Genomic DNA, 25,124 nt, shown 5'->3' with positions numbered 1-25,124 from the left:
TTAGCACATCTTCTTATACGCGGCGGGCGTAATGCCCATTCGACGCACGAAGGCCCGCCGCAGCGTATCCACTCCGGAAAACCCGCTGGCGGCGGGTATCGCTTTTACCGGCAGCTCGCCGGACTCCAGCAGCTGCCTCGCCTTTGCCACTTTTTCGGCCTCCAGCCACTCGCCCGGCGTGATCTGTATTTCCTGATGAAACAGGCGCGTTAAATGCCGCACGCTGAGGTGAATATGTGCCGCCATCTGCTGGACCGTGGTCACCTCCGCTATGTTGGCGAGGGTCCAGCGCTGGAGATCCTGCAGCGCGCTGCGGCCGCTGAGCGAGGTCTTTTGCTCGCGGATGAAGTGGTTCTGGTTTACTGGCCGCTTGAAGAACATCACCAGATTAGCCGCTACGTCCTGCGCGACTTCCCGGCCCAGATCCTCTTCCACCAGCCTTAACGCGAGATCCAGCCCGGATGTCACGCCTGCCGCCGTGCGTAACGCCCCATCCATGATGTACAGCGCGTCGGCGCTGACTTCCGTTTCGGGGTAACGGGCGGCTAAAAGCGATGCAGCTGACCAGTGGGTAGTGACTTTCCTGCCTTTTAATAAGCCCGTTTGTGCCAATAAAAGTGCGCCGGTACAGACGGAGCCAAAGCGGCGGCTCTGGGTACAAAGCGCGATGATTTTTTTGCCCTGTTCGGCGCTAAGCGTTCTGTCTGCCGCATCCGGCGCACCGGCGACCAGAAATGTGGTTTCCCGCCCGCCCGCCGCGCTTTCCAGCACATCGTCAGCCAGCAGTTTAACCCCGGATGAAGCGACAATTGTCGGGGCTTCCAGCGCAACAATTCGTGAGTGATAAACCTCGCGGCACAGCACGCGGTTTGCTTCGGCAAACACGTCCAGCGGCCCGGAAACATCCAACAGTTGAACGCCCGGCACCGCCAGGATCAGGATTTGATGCGCCATTGTCTTCTCCACGTCGCGAACTGCGGCATAAGTCTTAAATCGTCGTTATGCGACTATTCAAGACATTTCAACGGAGGCCTATGCTACTCCAACACCAACATGAGGAGAAAGAGATGAGCTTAAAAATTAACGGCATCGCCATGCCTGACACCAAAATGGCGCGTGAAGCTACCCAACTGGTCCGCGACACCGAATCAGATTTACTTTTCCACCACTCCAGCCGGGTTTACTACTGGGCGGCGCTGGCCGGGCAGCGACGTGAACTTAAGGTTGATCATGAGCTGCTGTACATCGGCTGTATGTTCCACGATATGGGGCTGACCCACGAACACTGCAGCTGCGACAGGCGTTTTGAAGTGGACGGCGCGTTTGCCGCGCAGGATTTTATGCGTCAGTACGGCGTTAGCCAGGCGGATATCGACAAAGTGTGGACGGCGATTGCTCTGCACACGACACCGGGTATTCCTGAGTTTATGGCGCCGGAAATTGCGCTGGTCACGGCTGGCGTGGAAATGGATGTGCTTGGGATTGATTACGACAAATTCAGCGCGGAACATCGCGAGCAGGTGGTGAAACTACATCCTCGCCCTGCGGCATTCAAGGAAGAAATTATTCAGGCATTTTACGACGGGATTAAAAACAAACCAGCCACCACGTTTGGTAACGTGAAGGCCGATGTCATTCGGGATAAAGAGCCTGCGTTCGAGCCGCTGAACTTCTGCAGTATTATTCGCGCTTCCCGCTGGGCGGGTTAAGCAACGTCAGGCGGGTGGCTTAGCGGTCACCTACCCTGCACGGCGGCAAGCGAATCAAGCCCGGTGCCAGGCTGCGGATCGTGAGCAAAAGCGCCAATAACCATAAGAGAAAGGATAATTGCCAGAAAGATGTTTTTCATAACCTGTATTAACCGCTGAGCCGCCTGATGAGAACCGCCGATATGCTAAAAGAAAAAGGCTCAAATTGATAAAGGAAATTTTCAAAGTAACGTCAATTTTTGAATATTCCTCATATTATTCGGCCTTTTACCCTTGCCTTGGTTTTGAAACAAGATATATCCGCTATCTACGCGCGTACCGTTGCTATTTTATTTTGAGTTTTGGGGTGTAACTTTACGATCCAGGCGGATCGCCGCAGCGCGCTGGCACGAACTGCGGCGTCAAAGTGGAAAGGTCAGGCTGGTTTTATCACGCCAATCCGTACCAGCATCGCCGAAAACTCTTCGAGACTGATGCCATGGCGCGGATGGTCGAAGCGCAAATTGAAGTTTTTCTGCAGCAGGTCATAAACGTCTTGTGCACGGGTAAAGACCGGTGCGTTTTCCCCGGCGCTGTAGAGCGTATTTTTTTCGCCATTGGCCTTGTACAAACTCAGCGTCAGGCAGTGACGGAAGTGCGACTGCGGCCACGTTGCCACGTAGTGGTTCCCGGCTTCGTAATCAGAGTCGTACTGCGGTTCGAGGCTAAAACGATACAGGTTAATCACCTTGTCGGCACCATGGAATTTCAGCAGCCAGTCATGGTCAACACGTTCGAAACTGTACACGCCATGCGTCGTCTGCTGCATTTCACCGGCCACCAGACGAACCGGTTCAGGCAGCGTTTTACCGCCGAAGCCGACGTCAGCGATCCAGTCCTGGCCGTCGACGGTCACTTTCGTGAGGCGATGCGTCCTCGCGGGCATCTGCGGCGGGTTGGCCAGCAGCACGCGGGCCGCTAAGTTCTCCACCTCAAAGCCAAGCTCGGCGAGAACATTGCGAAACAGGCCATTTTGCTCAAAACACCAGCCGCCGCGCCCGGCCACGACCAGCTTTTCAAAGACGCTTTCGTTGTCGATATGGAGCGTTCTGCCGAGCAAAACGTCCAGATTCTCAAACGGAATAGTGCAGGCGTGCGCCAGATGCAGCGCACGTAACGTTTCTACGGTGGCGCTGCGCGGCCCGTGATAGTTAATACGGTCGAAATAAAGCCCCAAATCTAATGCCATTTTGCTGATTCCCTGCTGCGAATGAATGGCCTCACTATAAATGCGGAGGCCGGCAGGCAGATGATCGTTCGTGCTTTAAAGCATGCCGTTTCTGCCCAACACTTTATTGAGCTGCGGCAGCGCACGAACCTGATTCGCCACGGCGGCAAGCTTAGGCGTGTGTTGGTCAAACCAGGCCTGCCGGGGCCGCCAGCGGGTCATCGCCGGCAGATACAAATCCAGCAGCGTCAGCCGTTCGCCAAAAATATAGGGGCCAGCACCGAGCTGCGTTTCAAACCACAGCCACAGCGACTCGCGGTAGCGGTAAAGGTTTTCGGTGAGGACCGTGGCCTCTTCTTCTACCCAGCGTTCACCGTAATCGCCGTAGGTGAAGGTGGGATAAACGTTGGCCACAATCCAGATAAGCAGGCGGTAAAACTGCTGCCGCTCAGGCGTGCCAATGGGCGGGGCATACTGCGGGTGACGATCGAGGATCCAGAGCGCGATGGCCGCGCTTTCGGTCAGCACCTCTCCGTTTTCCAGCACAAGGGTTGGCACCTGCGCCAGCGGATTAATCTCCAGCAGCCGATCCCGCATTGGCCCCGCTGTATCAAACCCATCAACGTCGATGAATTTGTAAGGTTCCTCAACCAGCGTTAGCATCAATTCAGTAATGGCCGACCCAAAACTCGACACGCCATACAGTTTGTACATAAGTTTCTCCCGGCTTTCGCGTTATGTGTAGAATAGCCGCCCTACCAGCGTCTGTGAGAAGGAAGCCTGCAATGAAAGCGAAATCTGTGACACTGTACGATGTTGCCGAGCTGGCAGGCGTGTCGTATCAAACCGTTTCGCGAGTGATCAATCAGGCTTCGCACGTTTCGGCGAAAACGCGGCAAAAAGTTGAAGCCGCGATGAAAGCACTGAACTATGTGCCTAATCGCGTGGCGCAGCAGCTGGCGGGGAAACTCAGCCAGACGCTTGGCCTGGCGACCACCACCCTTTCCCTGCATGCCCCTTCGCAGATTGCGGCGGCGATAAAATCCAAAGCCGGTGAGCTGCAGTTCAACGTAATGATTTCGATGGTTGAACAGCCCGGTGTGGACGCGGCCTGCGCCGCCGTGAATAGCCTGCTTGCCCAGCGCGTTGACGGGCTGATTGTGAACATTCCGCTGGAAGCGGCGGAGGTGGCAGCCGTGCAGGCGGCCTGCGGCGATGTTCCCGTGTTGTTCCTTGATGTTTCGCCGGAGGTTTCGGCTAATCATATTGTTACCGACGCCGATTCAGGCGCCGATCTTGCTGTGGAACATCTGGTCACACTGGGGCATCGCCATATTGCCTTGCTTGCTGGCCCTGAAAACTCGGTCTCAGCCCGGCTGCGGCTTGAAGGCTGGCAGCGAACGCTAGCGGAGCATCAGCTTGCGCCTGCGGCCTTTCTGCGTGGGGACTGGAGTTCTCTGTCAGGCTACCAGCAGGTTAGCCAGCTTTTACGCGACGGGCAGAAGCCGACGGCAATTCTTGTGGCTAACGATCAAATGGCGCTGGGCACCCTGCGTGCCATTCACGAAGCCGGGTTCGTGGTGCCGCAGGACATTTCCGTTATTGGTTTTGATGACACCGAAGATAGCGCCTGTTTTCTTCCCCCGCTGACGACCATCCGGCAGGACTTCCGGCTGCTAGGCGAAGCCAGCGTGAACGGCATGGTGGCGCTTATTCATCAGGGAGGTGAATTAGCGGCGCTGCAGCCTGTCAGCCTCGTAGAACGCAAAACGACAGCCGCACCGGGTAGCCTGATGCAGCCCACGGCGGCACAGCTGGCCGACGAGCTTTCCCGCCTCGCGCAGCAGATTTCGCGCCTGAAATAAAACCGGGGTTCTTTGTGAGGCCCATCACCGAATACGGCGTGATGGCTTTACTCCTGAACAACTCACGCTAAATTGTGAGCGAATAACAATCACCTCGCAGGTGCATTACTATGACTAATATTTCACCTTCGCTCCATGCCACGCTGGCCCGCCGCGACTGGGAATCCCCCGGCGTGACCCAGCTTAACTCGCTGGCGGCTCATCCCCCGTTTTCCAGTTGGCGTTCGCTGGAAGATGCCAGGGATGATAAGTGCTCACCGTCGCGGCGATCCCTTAACGGTGAATGGGCGTTTAGCTATTTCCCTCGCCCCGAAGCGGTGCCGGAGAGCTGGCTCAGCGAAGACCTTCCTGAAGCCGACGCTATTCTCGTCCCGTCGAACTGGCAAATGCTGGGCTACGATGCGCCTGTTTATACCAATATCACCTACCCGATTCCGGTCAACCCGCCTTTTGTACCGCAAGAGAACCCCACCGGTTGTTACTCGCTCACATTTGAAGTCGATGAAACCTGGCTGACGAGCGGGCAAACGAGGATTATTTTTGATGGCGTAAACTCCGCCTTTCATCTGTGGTGCAACGGCATCTGGATCGGCTACGCCCAGGACAGCCGTCTGCCCTCCGAATTTGATCTCAGCGCCGGGCTAAAACCCGGCTGCAACCGTATTGCGGTGATGGTGCTTCGCTGGAGCGACGGCACGTATCTGGAAGATCAGGATATGTGGCGCATGAGCGGTATTTTCCGCGATGTTTCGCTGCTGCATAAGCCGGAAACTCGCCTTGCCGACGTGCAGTTGCAGACCGATATTAACGAAGATTTTTCACGCGGCGAGCTGCGGGCGTTAGTCAAACTTGAAGGTCAGAACATCAGCGCCTGCGAAGTGCTGGTACAGCTCTGGCGCGGCGAGACATTGCTGGCGGCGAAACAGCAGGCTATCGGCAGTGAGATTATTGACGAACGCGGGGCTTATCACGACCGCACTACCCTGCATCTGCCGGTTGAACAGCCGCTGTTGTGGAGTGCGGAAGTGCCGAATCTCTATCGCGCCGTGGTTGTCCTGCAGCAAGGCAATGCGCTTATCGAAGCCGAAAGCTATGACGTTGGCTTCCGTAAAGTGGAGATTACCGGCGGGCTGCTGAAGCTCAACGGCAAACCGCTGCTTTTGCGCGGCACTAACCGGCACGAGCATCACCCGGTCAACGGCCAGGTGATGGAGGAAGAAACAATGCGGCGCGATATCCTGCTGATGAAGCAGAATAACTTCAACGCCGTGCGCTGCTCGCATTATCCCAATCACCCGCTGTGGTACAGGTTGTGCGACTTTTACGGCCTTTATGTTGTGGATGAAGCCAATATTGAAACCCACGGCATGGTGCCGATGAACCGCCTGAGCGACGATCCGACGTGGCTGCCAGCAATGGTCGAGCGCGTGACGCGCATGGTGCAGCGCGATCGCAATCATCCGTCCATTATCATTTGGTCGCTCGGCAACGAGTCCGGGCACGGCAGCAATCACGATGCCCTCTACCGCTGGATAAAATCCAACGATCCCACGCGGCCAGTGCAGTATGAAGGCGGCGGCGCGGACACGGCGGCCACCGACATTATCTGCCCGATGTATGCCCGGGTGGATCAGGATCAGCCCTTCCCGCAGGTGCCAAAGTGGTCAATAAAGAAATGGCTGGGGCTGCCTGAAGAAAGCCGCCCGCTGATTCTGTGCGAATACGCCCACGCGATGGGCAACAGCCTGGGCGGGTTCAGTAAGTACTGGGAGGCATTTCGCCAGCACCCCAGGCTGCAGGGCGGTTTTGTCTGGGACTGGGTCGATCAGTCGCTGATGAAACATGATGAAAGCGGCCAGCCCTGGGCCGCCTACGGCGGTGATTTTGGCGACACGCCAAACGATCGGCAGTTCTGCATGAACGGCCTGATTTTTGCCGATCGCACCCCGCATCCGGCATTACATGAAGCGAAACATGCGCAGCAGTTCTTCCAGTTCCGCCTGTTGGCGGACAACGGACTGGAAGTTACCAGCGAGTACCTGTTCCGCCATAGTGATAACGAACGGCTGGTCTGGACGCTGAAACTCGAGGGTGAAGTGCTCGCCAGCGGTGAACTGGCGCTGGACCTGGCCCCAGAACAAACCCGCGTGCTTCAGCTTCCGCTGCCGGAGATTACGCGCCCCGGTGCTGTCTGGCTCAATGTCGACGTACGGCAGGTACAAGCCACCTCATGGAGTGAGGCCGGGCATTGTTGCGCTCGGGCGCAGTGGCAGTTGCCGTCCACGTTAGTCCGGCCCACAACTCTCCCCGGCGGTTCAGCGCCGTTGCTGCAAATGGACGACAGGCACGCCGATGTATTCCACGGCGATCAGCACTGGCGCTTTGAGCGTAGAAGCGGCCTGCTTTGCCAGTGGTTTAGCCATCAGCAGCCTACGCTCCTCCGGCCGCTACAGGATAATTTCACACGGGCACCGCTGGATAATGACATCGGCATCAGCGAGGCCGCGCATATCGACCCTAATGCCTGGGTGGAGCGCTGGAAGGCCGCAGGCATGTACGACCTGACGCCGGAACTGCTGAGTTTCGACGTTGACAGGCTGGGCAACGCGGTGCTGGTTCGCACCGTCCACAGCTGGCAGGGCAACGGTAAAACGCTGTTTATCAGCCGCAAAAGCTATCTCATCGACAGCGAGGGCGTGCTGCATATTACGGTGGATGTGGACATTGCCTTCGGCACGCCAGCCCCGGCGCGCATTGGCCTTTGCTGTCAGCTCGCGGATATTGAATCTGAGGTGAACTGGTTTGGCCGCGGCCCGCACGAGAACTATCCCGACCGCAAAAGCTCAGCGCTGATGGACCGTTGGACGCTGCCGCTGGCGGACATGTACACGCCCTACGTTTTCCCGAGTGAAAATGGCCTGCGCTGCGATACCTCGTCGCTTGAATACGGCAGCCACCGCTGGCGTGGGGCGTTTCACTTCAATCTCAGCCGCTACGGCCAGAAACAGCTGCAGGAAGCCACGCACCGGCATTTATTGAAAGAAGAAGAAGGCAGTTGGCTGAATATAGACGGCTATCATATGGGCGTGGGCGGGGACGATTCCTGGAGCCCGAGCGTCTCGCTGGAGTTTCTGCTCTCCGGGTCGCATTATCACTACGCGGTTAGCTGGCAAAAAAAGTAGTCGAAAAGGCCGCCTGTTGTACAGGCGGTCTTTACACGTTCACATAACCACGAAGAGGGAAAAACCACGCTTTTCCCCTCTTCGTCAGCAACGTTAACGTGCCAGCCAGCCGCCGTCGACGGCAACGGTGTAGCCGTTCACGTAGTCTGACGCCGGTGACGCCAGGAACACAACCGGCCCCATCAGATCCGATGGGAGCCCCCAGCGCCCGGCCGGGATGCGATCCAGAATCTCACTACTGCGATCCGCATCCGCTCTTAACTGCGCGGTGTTGTTGGTGGACATATAGCCCGGCGCAATCGCATTGACGTTGATATTGTGTTTCGCCCATTCGTTCGCCATCAGGCGGGTGACGCCCATGACGCCGCTTTTGGACGCGGTATAAGAAGGCACGCGGATCCCACCCTGGAAAGAGAGCATCGACGCAATATTGATGATTTTCCCCCCGCTTTTCTGCTTAATAAACTGCTTCGCCACCGCCTGAGAAAGGAAGAAAACCGTTTTGAGGTTCACGTTCATCACGTCGTCCCAGTCCTGCTCCGAAAACGCAAGGGCATCCTGGCGGCGAATAATCCCGGCATTGTTCACCAGAATATCTATCCGCCCAAAAACGGCGGCGGCGTCATCGGCCACGTTTTGCAGATTCTCATAGCGACTCAGGTCGGCGGAGATATTCACAAAACGCCGCCCCAGCGCTTCAATTTGCTGGCGGGTTTCCGCCGGTTCTGCAATGTTAACGCCAATAATATCGCAGCCCGCCTGCGCCAGGCCAACCGCCATGCCCTGCCCCAGCCCGGTATTACAGCCGGTCACCAGCGCCACTTTTCCTGTTAATGCAAACTGTTCTAAAACCATTGTGTTCTCCTTGTGAGCGCTAGCGATTCAGCGGATATCTTTCATGGCAATGTGGTCCATGTCGTCGAAGGTTAAATTTTCGCCGATCATGCCCCAAATAAAGGTGTAGCGTTTGGTTCCGACGCCCGAGTGAATGGACCAGCTCGGCGAGATCACCGCCTGCTCGTTGTGCAGGACGACGTGTCGAGTTTCCTGGGGTTTGCCCATCATGTGGAAGATGATGGTGTCTTCGTCCATGTCGAAGTAGAAGTAGACTTCCATGCGGCGTTCATGGGTGTGGCTGGGCATTGAATTCCAGTTACTGCCCTCTTCAAGCCGGGTCATGCCCATGCTGAGCTGGCAGGTGTCGAGTATCTCCGGCACCAGATACTTGCGAATGGTGCGCTTATTGCAGCTTTCCAGGCTGCCTAACGGCGCGGCCACCGTATCTGCGGCGGTAATGGTTCTTGTTGGATACGCGTGGTGGGCTGGCGCGCTGTTGTAGTAGAGTTTGGCGGGCGTTGCGCTGTCGACGCTTGCGAACGCCACATGCCTGGCGCCTTTCCCGATATACATCGCTTCTTCTTTTTCTACGCGGTATTCGGTGCCATCGACGGTAATCACGGCGGCCCCGCCTACATTAATCAGCCCCAGCTCACGGCGTTCGAGAAAATAGTTCACGCCAAACTGCTTACCAACTTCTTCGCCAATTGAAACGCTTTTATTTACCGGCATAATGCCGCCAATCACGATGCGATCAATATGGCTGTAGACCATCGTGTATTTATCGGCTTCGAAAATCTTTTCAACTAAAAACTCTTTTCTAATCCCGGCGGTGTCCAGCGTTTTAGCGTGATCGCTGTGAATACTTTGTCTGATATCCATACATGACTCCTTAGTCTATATTGAATTTAACGCGAGTAAGTCCCTGGCGGGTATATGCCATAAAGGGAATAAGTTATTTAATCTGAATCTCAGGTATATATTTAGCTAAACAATTAAGGTGCGGGTTGTCTGGCGACAACAACCTCCTGGCTGGTCTTGCCTTTTTTAGCCTGCTTTGCCCAAAGCGCGGTCAGAATCGGGACCAGGAGAGAAGTGACAATCACGCTGGTGGCCACCAGGGCGGTAGCTGCCGGTGCCGCTGGCGCAAATTCTGGCACCATCTGAGCAATTAATACCGGCGTAGCCACGGCGGCACCCGCCGTGCTTGAGGCCGCTATGCCCGCCGTGCCATCGCCGCCGCCGATGAATTTATCCGCAAGAATCAGTGGGATCCCGGTGACCACAATAACCACGAGACCCAGCAGGATCCCGGCAAGGCCGGTTTCAAAAATGACCTGTAGCTTAATGGTATTGCCGAGCGCAAAGGCGAAGAACGGAATCAGCGTTTGTACCGCGCCACCGAACATTTTACGCAGAGCGGGATCAAGGTTACCCAGCACAAATCCTACCAGGAAAGGCAGCACGGCCCCGACAAACAGCTGCGGCTCGAAGGACGCAATCCCGGCGGTGCCCAGTATCACCATTGTCATCAGCGGCCCGGACTCCAGAGACATCAGGACAAAGGCTCCGGCCTCTTCTTTGGAGCCGTACTGATTCATCAGCGCGGCATATAGCCCGCCGTTGGTCATGTCCATCGCGGCCACCAGCGCCAAGGTGGAGATACCTGCAAAGAGGCCGGCTTCAACGCCGCTCAGCGGCAGAAACGACCCGACGGCCATGGCGACAACCCAGGCGGTAGCAATCTTGGTCACCACCAGTACGCCGGATTTTTTCAGCATCGTCCCCGTGGCTTTGAGCTCAATCGACGCCCCCATACAAAAGAACCAAACGGCAAGGATCGGCACCGTGCCGGTAATCAACCCGTTGGTAAATGAGCCAAGGTATTTGCCGGTGCCGGGAGCAAAGGTGTTACACAGGGCACCTAAAAATAGCGGCACCAGCATTAATCCCCCGGGGATTTTATCTATTGCCTTCTTAATTTGCATATCTGTTTCCTCGATGAAAGAGTTAATCAATGGATTTTTTATTGCAAAACCCCAGACGTAAACCTCCGAGAATAATCCTCGGATAATTTACGACCTGGTTAATACAGGTTTACTATTTAGTTATGGGGCTGGACTTCAGGCCAAAGTTTAATGCATTTGATATTCTCTCAGTGGTGGCCAGTAAATGACTTAAATACTCTTCTTTTTTACCATTGGTGAATTGTGAAACCATGCCCGTTAACCCGATGGCGCAAAGTACATTGCCTTTGACGTCAAATACCGGGGCGGAAATACAGCGAATTTCATTGATATTTTCGCCATCGTCGTAGGCCCAGCCCTGCTGTTTCACCAAGGCGAGATGCTCGATAAAAAGCGACTTATCGGTGATGGTAGACTCTGTTTTCTTCACGAAAGTGGCCTTCGCCAGAATCTGTTCAACCTGCTCGATGGGCCGCCAGGCCAGCAGGATTTTCCCCAATGAGGTACTGTGCAGCCGAATGCGCTTTCCTTCCCAGGAGGTTAAAATAATCGCCTGCGGCGACTGAATTTTGCTGAGGAAAAAGGCTTCATCACCTTCCATAATGCCCTGGTGGCAGGTCAGCCCGGTGAGTTCGACCAGCTCGTGCAGGTAAGGAATGGCCTCGAGACGAATATCCAGCCCGCTTGCCGCCAGGCCCCCCAGCTCAAACAGATGCAGCCCGAGAGCGTAACGCCCGTCGACGCGCAGACGGAGCAGGTGCGTGGCGGACAGCACCTCCAGCAAATGGTGGGTGCTGCTTTTCGGGATAGCCAGTTGGGTACTGATTTCGCTAAAACTGGCGCTGCCTTTTTCCGCAATAAAATCAAGAATAGCCACCAGTCTGACGGCTGCCGGCGCTTTACTCTCTTTTAAATTCTCGGGAATATGCATATTTATTTCCATTCAGCGATTCGTTTTATATATAGAACGCTTTTTGTTTTATATATCGAACCTATTTCATAACGTGTTTTACGCTGCTTTTGTTTCATATATAGAACCTAGAGATTCATATGTGAAACGATATACAAAAATTAGCCTAAAAAACGTTATGTGATGCAACTTATTATTCTTGCCTGTTATTTATAACTTAAATGCGTGAAGCGGATCACAGTTCGTTATTTTACTGATGTCTTTGTCTCCCGAGGGTGGCTATTTAATAAAAAAGACGTTTCCTCCCGCATTGAATAAAGGATGTTATATGATTGTTGGAAATATTAATGAATTAGGTTTGAATCCGTGGCTGCCGCCGAAAATAACCGAGGCATTGGATTATGTTTTGCAGAACATCAACGCTGAGTCTCATGCAGGGAAATACAATGTTGCGGGAGAGAACGTGTGGGTGATGGTCATGGAAGGGAATACCCGGTTAGCCGCTGAAGCCCTCCCGGAATATCATGAGAAATACCTTGACGTGCAAATTGTTTTGGCCGGACAGGAAGGTATGGCGTTTAGCCTCAAACCGCCGCATACGGAAGTCATGGAAGATAAACTGGCGGGGAGTGATATTGCTTTTATTAGAACGCCGGATGATGAAACTATGATTACTATGAATGCCGGGGACTTTATTATTTTCTATCCCGGCGAAGTACACAAGCCACTCTGCATGCTTAATGGCAATGCCGCTGCAGTCAAAAAAGCGGTCATTAAAATAGCGAAAAATTATTTGTAATATGCCCCGGACATTCTGTTCCATGCAATGTCCGGGGGAATGAAATTAACGCGTCAGGCTAAAGCTTTCGTCAATAAGGGCCAGGATTAATTCATCTGGTACCTTGTCAATTAATACCGTGACCCAATGCTCTTTGTTCATGTGATATGCCGGTAAAATTCCCGGCTGCATTCTCAGCGAGCCCACGGCGCCAGGCATCACTTTGACGTTGAGAATATCGACGACTTCATCGCTTTCCAGCCCCAGCTTTGCGGCGGAAATACTCAGCACCACGCCAAACCATTTCCGCTTGTAGCGATGGCGCAGCACGGCGTAGTCCTTAAACTTGTCCCACGGGTAGTCGGGCTCAACCTGATACCGGTCAAATACCACAGTGAACAGCGCTTCTCGTTGCATTGTTTTTCCTTCACGGCGTAGCCCGGAAACCTTATCCGGGCTCGCGGCTAGTATAACCACAATTATTCGCAACCGGTGCCAGGGTTAACTTTTTGCGGTGAGCGTTTTCTTGTCCGGGCTTATCACCAGCCAGACGGAGAAACAAACAATGACAGCCCCGATGATAAACGCTTCGCTAATGGTTTCATGCAAAATGAGGTAGCCCCACAACACGCCGAACGGGGGAATGAGAAAAGTCACCGTGAGGCTGCGTAACGGCCCGATATCGGCAATTAAGCGGAAGTAAAAAATATAGGCCACGGCGGTACAGAGGATCCCCAGACCCAGCACGCTGAGCCAGACATCGCCCTGCAGCCAGTTTATTGCCGGACCGGTCGCCACGCTCCAGGCAAAGAACGGTAACAGGAAAAGCGTGGCCCCGATTTGGCTGCCGAAGGCGACGATTTTAGGGTCAAGCCCGCCTTTATTGGAGATCCAGCGGCGGGTTAAAAAGCCTGCCACACCGTAGCAACTCGTGGCCACCAGGCAGGCGATAATTCCGGCGATCTTCTCCCCGCTGGAGTGCGCATCCCCGACCGAAGTAATCACCATTATCCCTGCCAGGCCCAGCACTACGCCCAGCCATTTTCGCGCCGTTAATTTCTCACTAAAGAAGGAGAAGCCAATAATGGCGCCCATAAGCGGCGTGGTAGCGTTTAAAATGGCGGAGTATCCGGCAGGTAACCATTTTGCGGCGAGACAATACATAAAAAAGGGCAGCCCGGAGTTAATTGCGCCCAGAATAAGCGCCGAACGGAATTTCCCCTCAAAGCGGAAGGATGATCTCAGGGTGAAAAGAATCACCGCCAGCCCTGTAAAGCCAAAAAACACCCTTAAAAAGGCCGTATTTACCGCCCCGAACTCTGGTGCCGCTATTTTCATAAAAAGGAAGCTGGCTCCCCACACCGCGGCAAGAAATAATAGCCGGAAATAATCTGACACACGCATGCCTTCACCCTTCCCCATAAAATAAACGGTTGTTTATTATTTTGCTGGCTGAACCCCGTTCAGCCAGCAAAACTTTAAACGAGCATCCGCGAAAGAAAAACCGTTTTCTGTTTGGGGAGAATTAGTTAGCAAGATTTAGGGGAAAGCAGACGACCCGCCAAACTCGAGATAAATTTTTGCCAGATTCTGGAACTGGTTGAAGCGATTTTCATCCAGCAATAGCTCTGCCTGGCGGCGTTTCTCTTGGGCATCTAGCCAGAATGAGATACGCGCGGCGCCCTGGCGGTAACGTACCTCATTCAAGCGCTCAGACTTACGCGCAAGATCCAGCCCCTCCCGGAGTCTTATCTCCTGAGCCAGAAGCTGATCGCGCAGGGAGAGTTCGTCTTCAAGGCTGCTCATCGCTTTATAAAGCGACTGTTTAAACGCCAGCACCCGCTGCTCGTAATCGTTAAGGGCAATTTTCACCTCCACGCCCCGCTGCCGCCATTCCAGGAACGGCAGCGTCAGACTTGCGCCAACGGAAGCGAGGGGATTATGCAGCACGTTTAGCAGCGAGCTACTGCCGGTACCAAGCGATCCCGTCAGGGTGAATGCGGGATAGTATTCGGTGCGCCGTATATCAACATTGGCCAGGGCTTCACGCACCCGCCACTCTTGCGCGCTGATATCGGGCCGATGCATCAGTACGCTGGCAGGAATGTTCGCGTTAACCTGCGGCAGAGGGCCGTCGGGCAGTTTTGTAGGCTCAACCACTGAGCTGCCCGGAGCGGTACCCAGCAAAACGGCCTGCTGATTCAGAACCTGCAGGCGCTCTCGCTGCAATCCAGTGAGCCGATTTTCCTGCGCGAGTAAACTTTGCTGCGCGTCCACAACATCCAGCGCGGAAGCACCTCCTGCACGATAACGAGCCCCGGCAAGGCGAAGCGTTTCTTTTGCATAGCCGATGCTCTGCAGGAGGACATTGATTTGTTGGTTCACAAAGCCAATGCGCCAGTAATTATTGCTGGCCTCTGAAAGCAGCGTCAGGCGTGCGGCGCGTAAATCTTCTTCGCTGGCATGAGTTGCCCACTCCGCCGCATCGCGCTGGCGGGCTATTTTGCCCCAGAGATCAAGCTCATAGCTGGTACTGAGACTCGCGGCGCTGCTTTTTGTCCAGCCTGACGAGTTATTGAGCTGATTTTTCCCGTCTACGCCCAGTGAACCTCTGAGCCCGGGATCGTTGGTGATACCGACTCTTTCCGCGTCGAGTCTCGCCCGATACACCCGCAGTACGGCAATCGCGACATCGTTATTGCTGGCCATAACCTGGCGCAGCCAGTTATCCAGGTGGGGATCGTTAAACGCCTGCCAGTCAAACGGGGCCAGGTCGCGGGTAGCATCGCTCTTGTCCCAGCTGGCGGGATAGCGTACTTCCGGAGCGTGATAGTCGCTTTTAAGCGTATTTACGCAGCCTGCGCTCAGCGCGGCAGCCAGGCACAAAGCCAAAGGTGATAAAAATTTCATAGGTTACTCGCTGGCCAGTGAAACGACCGGGTCCATCCTTGCCGCCTTGCGGGCGGGGAGATAACCGAAGATCATGCCGATTAATGTTGAACAGAAAAACGCGGCGGCGGCGGCCTGCCACGAATAAATAGCCGTGAACATCCCGCCGGCCAGGGCGGTAAATAGCGCTCCGGCGGCATACGACAGCGCAATACCTAACGCGCCGCCAATCAGGCAGACCAATACGGCCTCAATCATAAACTGCTGCATGATGTCGCTCCGCCTGGCGCCTACCGCCATTCGTACGCCGATTTCATGGGTTCGTTCGGTGACCGACACCAGCATGATGTTCATCACGCCGATACTGCCGATCATCAGCGAGATGCAGGCAACCATCAGAATTAAAATGCTGAAGGTCATCGAGGTACGCTCGATAGATTTTCTGATCTGTTCGAAGTTATAGAGCTGGAAATCTTTTACGCCGTGGCGCTGAGTAAGTAGCTGGGAGATAGCGCTCACCGCCGCTTCGTTTGCCACATTGTCTTTCAGCCGAACGCTGATGCTGGTCAGCACTGGCTTGCCTACCATGCGGTACATCACCGTGCTGTAGGGCATCCACACGGTAATGCGGTTTGGCGCGTAGCTCCGGTTATTGCTTTGGGCAATGCCTACCACCCGTGCCGGCACAGAACCAAGAAAAACAATTTGCCCCAGCGCCTGTAATCCGGCGGCGTCGAACAGCGCTTTGCGGGCATTTTCATCAATAATGACCTCCTGCAGGGCGGTACGGTCGTCCCTGAAGGTGGTTCCTTCCAGAAGCTGAATGCCATTAACGCGGAAGTGATCTCGCCCTACGCCGTTGATAGACGCGGTTGCAGACTTACCCAGAAAACGAATGTTGTCTGAGGCACTTACCTCCGGGCTTACGCTATCGACAAATCCCTGTTTTGCCAGCGCCTCGGCGTCAGCCGGCACCAGAGTACGGATGCCCTCAATACTGTCATCAAAGAAATCTCGCCCGGGATAGATACTCACCACGTTGGTGCCCAGATCTTTAATATTCTCCAGCGTCTTTTGCTTCGCGCCCTCGCCCAGTGCCACGACGGTCACAACGGCGGCAATACCAAAAATGATCCCGGTCATGGTGAGCGTGGTGCGTAAACGATGCGCGTTCATCGCTTTGAGCGCCATTTGCAGCGATTCACGCGTGCGGTCGAGCATACTTTGCCAGCGGCTTTGGCGGGTACGGTTAGGCGGCGGCAAAGTTTGCGTGGCGGTGACCTTGCTGCCGCTATCGGCGATAATTTCACCGTCTCGCAGTTCGATAATGCGCTGAGCGTGCTGGGCCACCTTCATGTCGTGGGTCACCATCACGACCGTATGACCGCGCTGGTTAAGTTCGCTCAGGATGGCTAAGACCTCCTGGCCTGACTGAGAATCCAGCGCGCCGGTTGGCTCATCGGCCAGAATAATTTCCCCGCCATTGATCAACGAGCGGGCAATACTGACGCGCTGCTGCTGGCCGCCAGAAAGCTCGCCGGGTTTATGATGCTCACGGCCTTCCAGGCCCAGTCTGCCCAGCAGTGCGGCGGCACGCAGTCGGCGCTTGTCACGCTCGGTGTTGGCATAAATAGCGGGGATCTCGACGTTGCCCAGCGCGCTAAGGTCGGGCATCAGATGGTAGCGCTGGAAGATAAAGCCGATATGCTCCCGCCGAACCCGGGCCAGTTCATCCGGCGAAAGCTGGGCGGCATTTTGCCCGCCAATGTAATAATCGCCGCTGTCGGGCACGTCGAGACAGCCCATGATATTCATCAGGGTCGACTTACCCGATCCTGATGCACCGATGATCGCCACCATTTCCCCGGCGGCAATGGTCAAATTGATATTTTTCAGCACGGTCAGCGCCTGACCGCCGTTACCGTAGGTCCGGCTAATGCCCTTCAGCTCGATGATGTTACTCACAGCACAAACCCTTCCCCAGGCGCTTTCTCACCCGGCTGTGACAGCACGACATTTTCCCCGACTTTTAGCCCTTCGAGGATCTGAATATCGACGCTGTTGGTGATCCCGGTTTTCACTTCTCGGGCTTCCAGCCTGCCGTCAGCCAGCAGCACCTGCACCTCCTGCTTATTCCCTTCAGCTTTACGCACGGCCTGAATCGGGACCAGCAGCGCATCTTTGGCTTCACCGGCCAGCAGCGTGACCTGTGCCGTCATCGCGATACGCAGGCGATTGTCTGGGTTAGGCACGTCGAGCAGCGCGTTATAGTAAACGGAAGCATTTGAGGTGCCAGACCCTGATGCCGAACTGCTCCCGGCAAGAGAGTCATCTTTCATTACCGACTCTGGCGCCAGTTCAACGGTGCGCAGCGTCGCGTCATAGTGCTTGTCCGGCTCAGAGAAAATCGTGAAACGGGCCTTTTGTCCCGGAGAAATACGGGTGATATCGGCCTCAGAGATCTGTGCTTTGATGGTCATCACATCGAGACGAGCCAGCTTGATAATCGTCGGCGCACTCTGGCTGGAGTTCACCGTCTGCCCCTGCTGCGTGACCACGGCAATAACTACGCCGTCCATTGGCGCAACGACTCGGGTATAACCCAGATCGACGGTTTTCTTATCTACTTCGATTTGCGCCTGGACAAGCCTGGCATTCAGTGAGAGTAATTCCGCCCGTGTAGTGGCGAGCGTAGCCTCCGCAGACTCAAAATCCTCGCGCGAACTGGCGTCCTCGCTCAGCATTTGCCGCTGGCGTTTGAACCGCAATTCAGACTGTTTCAGGAGCGCTTGCTTAGCCTGCAGTTCGGCTTTGACCACATTGAGTGCGGCTTCGGCGTTACGCAGGTCGTTACGCTGGGGCACATCATCAATGTCGGCAATGGACTGCCCTTTGGTGACATGGTCGCCCAGCTTCACTTTGAGCGACTTGACCTGGCCTGAAACCTGTGCCCCGACGTTAACGCGTTCGATAGCATCGATTCGCCCGGTTGCCAGGACAGAGTTTTCGATATCGCCTTTGCGTACGGGAGCCGTGACATAATCAGGCGTATCGGGGCTTCTGAGGAAGAAGAACAGAGCGATGGTGAGGGCAATTATCAGCGCCACGGCCACGGCAATGGCACGGCGAGAAAAGTGTTTCAATAGCATTGGGCAGGTTTTCCATAACAATAAAAGCGATGATCCCAGAAACTCATAGTGAACGCCCCAGTCTCTACTGGAGCTAAACACGTTTCATCTGTTTGGATTTTAGTCAGGTCGGCACAAAAGGCTACCTGTTAAGTCACTGAGACTCATGCCGCGTAATATTGTTCCTGCCAGAAGAGATTATTCTGCGGTACTCAGGCTTTGTCGTGCAGCGGCAATGACAGCGTAAACGTGCTGCCGCGCCCAGGCTCACTGACCACGCTGATTTTGCCGCCATGCAGTTCCGCAATGGTTTTCACAATCGCCAGCCCCAGTCCGGTGTTTTCCGTGGCGCTGCGGGAGGCTTCTCCCCGGAAAAAGCGATCAAAAATCAGCGGCAGATGTTCGGGTTTGATGCCTTCGCCATTATCACTCACGCTCAATACCACCCGTTCATCGGCAATTTTTGCGCTGAGCGTGATATGTCCCTTTTCTGGCGTGTGGCGCAGCGCATTAGAGAGCAGATTGGAAAGCGCGCGCTGGATAAGCTGCGGGTCAGCATAGAATGAAACGTCTCCCCGGCTTTCGAGGGTGATCTCTTTTTCTTCTGCCAGAATGTCGTAGAAACCAATCAGTTTTTCGAATTCATGGGCGCTGCTGAGCCATTCGGCATTCAGCACTTCGCGGCTGTTGTCCGCCCTGGCAAGGAACAGCATAGAGGAGATCATGCGCGACAGACGTTCGCCCTCTTCAATGATTGCCGCCAGCGTGTCCTGATACTCTTCGGCGCTGCGATCTTTGGTCTGAATGACGCTGGCGGCCGAGATCAGGTTATTTATCGGCCCGCGCAGCTCGTGGGCAATGTCCGAGGAAAAGCGATTTAGCTGATGGAACGAGGCTTCAAGGCGCATCATCATGCGGTCAAACGACGCCGCCAGCGCGTTCAGCTCCGGCGGCCAGCGCTGATCCAGGATCCGGGTATGCAGATCGTTGGCGTGAATTTTCTCAATTTCAGTGGTGATCGTGCGCAGCGGCGCTAATCCCCTTCGGGCAAGCCACCAGCCAAAGGCGGCAAACAGCAGAATCGCCAACGCGGCGAAAAACTGCATTCGCTTGTAATAGGTGTTGATAATTTCGTTGTTGCCGGAGACGTTGAGCGCCGCCTGCACCAGCCATTTCTGGTTATTTTTGAGGGTGAACAGCGTGGAGGTAATTAAGTATTTTTGCCGGATATTCTCTGCGCGATAATGCCATTCCCGGTAGCTAAACCCGGGGCCCGGCAGCGGAAAGTCCTGCTCCGGGATAACCATATTGTTGGATTGCGCGTACACCTTACCTTCCGGGCTGAAGATGCGCAGCGACAGGCGCTCCTGCCGCACCACGGACTCCAGCAGCTCGGTTTGCCACTCTTCTCCGTTGTCCTGGCGCTCGCCAATCGCCGTGGCAATTTCCTGCTGGAACTGGATAGAACTTTGCAGCTCCAGCTCATCTTTATGGTTGAGCTGCTGGCGCATGGTCGAATAAAGCACGCCGGACACGCTGTAAAGCACGATGGCCATCGTGACGGAGAAGTAGAGCGTCAGGCGCGCCGTGATCGACAAATGCGACAGTTTTATCATCCGCGTAATTCCAGCACGTACCCCGCGCCGCGCAGGGTGTGGAGTAATTTATCCTCAAAACCGTCATCAATTTTGTTGCGCAAACGGCGGATGGCGACGTCTATGACGTTCGTTTCCGGATCAAAATTCATGTCCCACACCTGCTCGGCAATCACCGTGCGGGAGAGCACTTCACCCGAGCGGCGCATCAGCAGGCTTAGCAGCAAAAATTCTTTTTGCGTCAGCTCTATTCGCACCCCGGCGCGGGACACTTTGTGCCGCAGAAAATCGAGCTTCAGATCGCCCACCTGCAGCAGATTTTCTTCAAGAATGGCGGTGGGTGGCGCGGAGCGGCGCAGAATCACCCGCGCACGCGCCAACAGCTCGCTAAAGGAAAAGGGCTTGATCAGATAATCTTCCGCGCCGAGTTCGAGGCCATGGACTCTGTCCTCCACATCATCCCGCGCGGTCAGAAACATGATGGGCGTCTGTTTTCCGGCCTGCCGCGCCATTTCAATGATCTTCCAGCCGTCAATACCGGGCAGCATCACGTCGAGGATCGCCAGGTCATAGTCAGTGGTCAGGAGATAATGCAGGCCGTCGATACCGTTCCCGGCGACGTCGACCACGAAGTCGTTCTCGCGCAGCCCTTTGGCAATGTACTCCGAGGCCATTTTCTGATCTTCCACCAGCAGAATTTTCATCGTCACTCCTTCGTTCCTTGTGGGTTGCCGTCAAACAGCAGGAACAGAACCGGCGTAATAAACAAGGTGATCAGCTGCGAGAACAGCAGCCCCCCGACAATCGCCACGCCCATCGGCTGGCGCAGCTCGGCCCCGGCCCCCAGGCCAAGCGCAATGGGGATCGCCCCCATGATGGCGCAAAGCGTGGTCATCATAATCGGGCGGAACCGCTGCAAGCAGGCCTGCATAATCGCATCATGCGGCGTCATGCCGTGTTCACGCTGCGCCACTAACGCGAAATCTATCATCATGATAGCGTTCTTTTTGACAATACCTATCAGCAGCAGAATACCAATCATCGCGATAAACGTAAGATCGAGATTAAACAGCCTGAGCGCGAGCAGCGCGCCCACTGCCGCCGACGGCAGACCAAGCAGAATGGTCAGCGGGTGGATCCAGCTTTCATACAGCACGCCGAGAATCACGTAAATCACCGCCAGCGCCAGCACAATCAGCCAGATCTGGCTGCTCTGGGACTGCTGAAACAGCGCCGCCTGCCCGGCGTAGGTGCCAAACACCGAAGACGGCAGATGAATCGCCTGCTGGGCCTGGGCAATGGCCGCCGTCGCATCCGACAGCGATTTCCCCGGCGCAAGGTCGAACGAAAGCGTAATCGCCGGCAACTGCCCCTGGTGGTTGACCGCCGTCACGCCCTGGGTGCGCGAAATCGTTGTAAAGGTGGTGATGGGCAGTAGCGCCCCACTTGATGACCGGACATAGATTTTCGACAAATCACTTTCGTCCTGTCGGAACGGCTCCTGCACTTCCATGATCACTTCATAGCTGTCTTCCGGGGCATAAATTGTCGACACCTGGTAAGTCCCGAAGGCGTCATACAGCGTGTCGCGAATCTGCTGAATATCCACGCCCATCAGCGAAGCTTTGTTTCTGTCGATGACCAACTGCGCCTGTAGCCCGTTGAGCTGGGCGTCGGTATTCAGGCCGACAAACACCCCGCTTTTTTGCATTTCTGCCATCAGCCGGTTGGCCCAGTCGTTGAGGCTGGTATCGCCGCTGCTGACCGCCTGCAGAGTGTACTGGTAGCTGCTTTTCGCACTGCGGCCGCCCACGCGCAGGTTTTGCACCGGGCTAAAGTAAACTTTAATGCCCGGCAAATAGCCGGTTTCCGAACGCAATTGTTTCAGTACCGCGTCCAACGGCGGGCGCTGGCCTTGATCTTTTAGCGTCAGGCTTAGCTGCGTGGTGTCGTGGTCAACGCGGGTCAGTACGTCGCTGACGCTCGGATCTTTCATCAGCGTTTTACCCAGCTGCTGCGCCACGCCCAGCCGACCGAGATAGGACATATCCTGCGGCGCATCAATGCTGGCGGTGATCTGCCCGATATCTTCCTGCGGGAAGAAGCCTTTCGGTGAAAACCAGTACAGGCCGATGGTCAGCGCAATCGTGCTGAGCGCGACGCCGATCATAATCACGCGATGAGACACGGCCCATTCCAGCCCGTTCCCGTACTGGCGGCGCAGCGCTTCGAACCCACGCTCAAAGACCTGGCTCCAGCGCGGTTCAGGTTTGTCTTCCGGCGTGTGCTCGCGGATAAGTTTAGGGACCAGCAAAGGAATAATGGTCAACGATGCCGCAGCCGAAACCAGAATCGTCAGCGACACCACATAGGCAAACTCGTGGAACAGCAAGCCAATCGTCCCCGGCATAAAGAAGATCGGAATAAACACCGCGACCAGGGAAAGCGAAATGGAGATAACAGTGAACGCTACCTCTTTCACCCCTTTCAGCGCGGCGCGATACGGCGTTTCCCCTTCTTCCATGTAGCGCATGATGTTCTCCAGCACCACAATCGCGTCGTCCACCACCAGGCCTACGGCAATGGTCAACCCCATCAGCGAGATATTGTCCAGGCTCAGGCCAAAGGCGTACATCAGGCCGAAGGCGCCGAGCAGAGAAATGGGCAGGCTGAGCGCAGGAATGATCGTCGCCCGAATATGGCGCAGGAACATCAGGATCACCATCACCACAAGGGCGATAGTCAACAGCAGAGTTAACGTCACGTCATGAATCGCCGCACGGATCGACAGCGAACGGTCGTTCAGAAACTTCACGCTCACCGACGACGGCATCTGCGCCTGCAGTTTAGGCATCAGTTGGCGAATGGCATCGATGGTGGAAACAATGTTCGCGCCGGGCTGACGCTGCACGCTGAGTACAATCGCGCGGTTACCGTTCACAGCGCTGTAGCTCAGCGTATTTTCAATGCTGTCCTGCACGGTGGCCACATCTGATAGCCTGACCGGCTGGCCGTTTCGCGTGGCGACAATGACTTTGGCGAAGTCTGCAGCGTTGCGCAAATCGCCGCTGGTTTGCAGCATCACCATCTGGCGTTTACCGTCCAGTTCGCCTATCGGTGAGTTGTCGTTGGCGGCCGCGAGCGCGGTATGTACATCTTCCAGCGTCAGATTTGTCGCCGCCAGCTTGTCCGGGTTGACCTCCACGCGCACGGCATAGCGTTTCTGCCCCAGCACCGTCACCTGCGCCACGCCGTTCAGGGTGGAAAGCGCCGGTGAGATCAGGTCATCCGAGAAGCGGTTCAGGTCAGACAGCGCCATCGAAGGGGAATCGATGCCAATTTGAATGATCGGCGCATCCGCCGGGTTAATTTTGCGGAATGACGGCGGCGTGGTCATCTGCGACGGCAGCTGCTTTAACGCCTGGTACAGCGCGGACTGCACGTCCACCGCCGCCGAATCAATATCCCGGGACGGATCGAACTCAATGACGATAGTCGTGGCGCCCTCGAGGCTGTTGGAGGTCATGTTCACCACGCCGGGAATGGTCGACAGCTTTTTCTCCAGCGGCGTCGCCACCGACGAAGCCATGGTTTCAGGGCTGGCTCCGGAAAGCGAAGCGCTGACCTGAATCGTCGGCGTGTCGTAGTTGGGCAGCGCGGCAATGGGCAGTTTAAACCAGCACACCGCGCCGGCGACCATCACCGCCAGCCAAAGCAGCATCACGGCAATTGGCCGTTTCAGGCATTGTTCGGCAAATGTCATGATGCAGACCCCGCTGGCGCGTTAACCACCTTCACGGCCATTCCCGGACGCAGGGCGTTGGCCCCTTCCAGCACCACTTTCATGCCGGGCTGAATGCCGCTCACCACCGCCATTTGCTGCTGGATGCGCAACAATGTGACCGGTTGCGTTGTGGCGTGCATTTGGGCGTCGATAACGTAGACAAAATGCCCGTCGGGGCCGTCCTGCACGGCCTGAGGCGGTAAAACAACGACATTCGGCGTGCTGCCCGCGCTGACCGTAATGTTCTGATAGGCCCCCGGCCAGAGCTGGTTTTCACCGTTCGCAAAGCGGGCTTTAAAGTTCACCGTGCCGCTGTCCTGGCTGACGGTGTTATCAATGAAACTGAGCGTGCCGGTCACCGGTTTTCCGCTGGCGTCGGTCACTTGCACCTCCACCGGCCCCTGATGCTGCGCGGCGACCACCGCGTTGAGATCCTGCTCCGGCAGGGTAAATTCTGCGCCAATCGGGTCAAACTGATTAATACTGACCATCGGTAGCGTGCTGCCCGGCTGCGCAAGGCTGCCGATATGCACGTTCAATGCGCCTGTTTTGCCGCTAACAGGCGCGTAAATGCGGGTATAGGCGAGCTGCGCCTGGGCGGTGTGTATATCATCCTGGGCGGACTTGTACTGCGCCGCCGCCTGCTGTTGCGCGCTGACCAGCGCATCCCAGTCTGAAGACGAAATGTAGTGAGTTTTCAGCAGCGGCTGGCCACGGCTGAGGTCGCGAGCGGCTTTATCCAGCTCGGCTTTAATGACCCCCAACTGGGCCTGGGCGTGACCCAGCGCGGCCTGCTCTTCGGCATCATCCAGCACAAACAACAGCTGCCCTTGCTTAACAAAATCCCCTTCGTGGAAGGCAACCTGGCTTACCGGGCTGGTGATTTGCGCGCGAATATCCACCTCATTGAGCGACACGAGATGCCCCTGGGTGGAGAACGTTAGCGGCAGCGTTTGGCTGGCCGCGGCTATCAGGCTAACTTTCGGCAGCGCCGTTTTCTTTTGCGTTGCCGGCGATGAAGCCTGGGAGTACAGCCAAAGTCCTGCCACCCCTGCCAGCACGCAGGCCATCGCCAGCCCTTTTTTTGACCATTTTATGTTCATGATGCAGCGCTTCTCTGAGTCCCGGTATAGCAGGAATGTTACGCCCGTCACACCAACAGAACGCCGCCACTAAAATGACAAGTTTGTAATTTTGCTTCTCATTCAATTTTCTGCCAGGATTCCTCGCCCTCTTTTTCACGGCCTCCGCAGCCAGAATTAACGGGCGGAAA

At 55.7% G+C, this 25,124-nt stretch carries 20 protein-coding genes; 4 read left to right on the top strand and 16 right to left on the bottom strand.

Annotated features, from left to right (window positions below; translation table 11 throughout):
• A complete protein-coding gene (locus ACREYP_RS11245; RefSeq protein WP_498881372.1) occupies positions 1–954 on the bottom strand; it encodes a GlxA family transcriptional regulator in 954 nt (317 codons plus the stop codon).
• A gap of 113 nt (positions 955–1,067) precedes the next feature.
• Here ACREYP_RS11245 and ACREYP_RS11240 point away from each other — a divergent pair, with 113 nt between their 5' ends.
• On the top strand, positions 1,068–1,709 hold the full coding sequence (locus ACREYP_RS11240; RefSeq protein WP_166992397.1) for an HD domain-containing protein: 642 nt from the start codon (positions 1,068–1,070) through the stop codon (positions 1,707–1,709).
• A gap of 415 nt (positions 1,710–2,124) precedes the next feature.
• Here ACREYP_RS11240 and ACREYP_RS11235 read toward each other — a convergent pair whose 3' ends face one another.
• Together ACREYP_RS11235 and ACREYP_RS11230 are read right to left on the bottom strand one after the other, a co-directional pair.
• A complete protein-coding gene (locus tag ACREYP_RS11235; protein ID WP_498881371.1) occupies positions 2,125–2,937 on the bottom strand; it encodes an arylamine N-acetyltransferase family protein in 813 nt (270 codons plus the stop codon).
• Between the two features lie 75 nt (positions 2,938–3,012).
• Entirely contained in the window at positions 3,013–3,630 is a 618-nt protein-coding gene (locus ACREYP_RS11230; protein ID WP_008458853.1) for a glutathione S-transferase family protein, read from the bottom strand.
• Between the two features lie 71 nt (positions 3,631–3,701).
• Here ACREYP_RS11230 and ACREYP_RS11225 point away from each other — a divergent pair, with 71 nt between their 5' ends.
• Positions 3,702–4,781 (top strand): LacI family DNA-binding transcriptional regulator, encoded by a 1,080-nt coding sequence (locus tag ACREYP_RS11225; protein WP_498881370.1) that lies wholly within the window; start codon positions 3,702–3,704, stop codon positions 4,779–4,781.
• 110 nt (positions 4,782–4,891) lie between these two features.
• Positions 4,892–7,963, top strand: a complete 3,072-nt coding sequence (locus tag ACREYP_RS11220; protein ID WP_336818655.1) for a beta-galactosidase — start codon at positions 4,892–4,894, stop codon at positions 7,961–7,963.
• Positions 7,964–8,056: 93 nt separating this feature from the next.
• Here the strand turns inward: ACREYP_RS11220 and kduD are convergent, their stop codons facing one another.
• The 4 genes from kduD to ACREYP_RS11200 form a co-directional block, all read right to left on the bottom strand.
• On the bottom strand, positions 8,057–8,818 hold the full coding sequence (kduD, locus tag ACREYP_RS11215) for a 2-dehydro-3-deoxy-D-gluconate 5-dehydrogenase KduD (protein ID WP_008458846.1): 762 nt from the start codon (positions 8,816–8,818) through the stop codon (positions 8,057–8,059).
• A 27-nt stretch (positions 8,819–8,845) separates the two neighbouring features.
• Positions 8,846–9,682 carry a 5-dehydro-4-deoxy-D-glucuronate isomerase gene (gene kduI, locus ACREYP_RS11210; RefSeq protein ID WP_336818654.1) on the bottom strand — a complete coding sequence of 279 codons (837 nt, stop codon included), beginning with the start codon at positions 9,680–9,682 and terminating at the stop codon, positions 8,846–8,848.
• Between the two features lie 113 nt (positions 9,683–9,795).
• Complete coding sequence (gene kdgT / locus ACREYP_RS11205; protein ID WP_336818653.1) at positions 9,796–10,788, bottom strand: 2-keto-3-deoxygluconate transporter; 993 nt, start codon at positions 10,786–10,788, stop codon at positions 9,796–9,798.
• A 112-nt stretch (positions 10,789–10,900) separates the two neighbouring features.
• Positions 10,901–11,698, bottom strand: coding sequence for an IclR family transcriptional regulator (locus tag ACREYP_RS11200; protein WP_498881369.1), 798 nt, complete (start codon positions 11,696–11,698; stop codon positions 10,901–10,903).
• 307 nt (positions 11,699–12,005) lie between these two features.
• On the opposite strand from ACREYP_RS11200, the gene ACREYP_RS11195 reads away from it, so the two are divergent.
• Positions 12,006–12,476: a NanQ anomerase/TabA/YiaL family protein gene (locus tag ACREYP_RS11195; protein ID WP_008458839.1), complete on the top strand. Its 471-nt coding sequence runs from the start codon at positions 12,006–12,008 to the stop codon at positions 12,474–12,476.
• Positions 12,477–12,521: 45 nt separating this feature from the next.
• Here the strand turns inward: ACREYP_RS11195 and ACREYP_RS11190 are convergent, their stop codons facing one another.
• The 9 genes from ACREYP_RS11190 to ACREYP_RS11150 all read right to left on the bottom strand — a co-directional run bounded on the left by ACREYP_RS11190 (position 12,522) and on the right by ACREYP_RS11150 (position 24,954).
• Positions 12,522–12,872, bottom strand: a complete 351-nt coding sequence (locus ACREYP_RS11190; RefSeq protein WP_008458837.1) for an MmcQ/YjbR family DNA-binding protein — start codon at positions 12,870–12,872, stop codon at positions 12,522–12,524.
• Positions 12,873–12,956: 84 nt separating this feature from the next.
• A complete protein-coding gene (locus tag ACREYP_RS11185; protein WP_498881368.1) occupies positions 12,957–13,859 on the bottom strand; it encodes a DMT family transporter in 903 nt (300 codons plus the stop codon).
• A 135-nt stretch (positions 13,860–13,994) separates the two neighbouring features.
• Entirely contained in the window at positions 13,995–15,365 is a 1,371-nt protein-coding gene (gene etsC, locus ACREYP_RS11180) for a macrolide efflux RND transporter outer membrane subunit EtsC (protein WP_498881367.1), read from the bottom strand.
• 3 nt (positions 15,366–15,368) lie between these two features.
• Positions 15,369–17,309, bottom strand: a complete 1,941-nt coding sequence (locus ACREYP_RS11175) for a MacB family efflux pump subunit (protein WP_008458834.1) — start codon at positions 17,307–17,309, stop codon at positions 15,369–15,371.
• Entirely contained in the window at positions 17,306–18,493 is a 1,188-nt protein-coding gene (etsA, locus tag ACREYP_RS11170) for a macrolide efflux RND transporter periplasmic adaptor subunit EtsA (protein ID WP_008458833.1), read from the bottom strand. The genes ACREYP_RS11175 and etsA overlap by 4 nt, the downstream gene beginning before the upstream one ends.
• A 191-nt stretch (positions 18,494–18,684) precedes the next feature.
• Entirely contained in the window at positions 18,685–20,088 is a 1,404-nt protein-coding gene (locus tag ACREYP_RS11165; RefSeq protein ID WP_166992369.1) for a heavy metal sensor histidine kinase, read from the bottom strand.
• Positions 20,085–20,771, bottom strand: coding sequence for a heavy metal response regulator transcription factor (locus ACREYP_RS11160; protein WP_008458831.1), 687 nt, complete (start codon positions 20,769–20,771; stop codon positions 20,085–20,087). Before ACREYP_RS11160 ends, ACREYP_RS11165 begins: the two co-directional genes overlap by 4 nt.
• Positions 20,772–20,773: 2 nt before the next feature.
• Positions 20,774–23,830, bottom strand: coding sequence for an efflux RND transporter permease subunit (locus ACREYP_RS11155; RefSeq protein WP_498881366.1), 3,057 nt, complete (start codon positions 23,828–23,830; stop codon positions 20,774–20,776).
• Positions 23,827–24,954 carry an efflux RND transporter periplasmic adaptor subunit gene (locus ACREYP_RS11150; RefSeq protein ID WP_166992363.1) on the bottom strand — a complete coding sequence of 376 codons (1,128 nt, stop codon included), beginning with the start codon at positions 24,952–24,954 and terminating at the stop codon, positions 23,827–23,829. The genes ACREYP_RS11155 and ACREYP_RS11150 overlap by 4 nt, the downstream gene beginning before the upstream one ends.
• Positions 24,955–25,124 lie beyond the last annotated feature (170 nt).

The sequence above is a fragment of the Enterobacter sp. TMH.L2 genome (assembly GCF_050847315.1).
Classification (GTDB): domain Bacteria; phylum Pseudomonadota; class Gammaproteobacteria; order Enterobacterales; family Enterobacteriaceae; genus Cedecea.
Note: the sequence above shows the minus strand (reverse complement) of the source record. Positions and strands in the feature narration are given on the sequence as shown.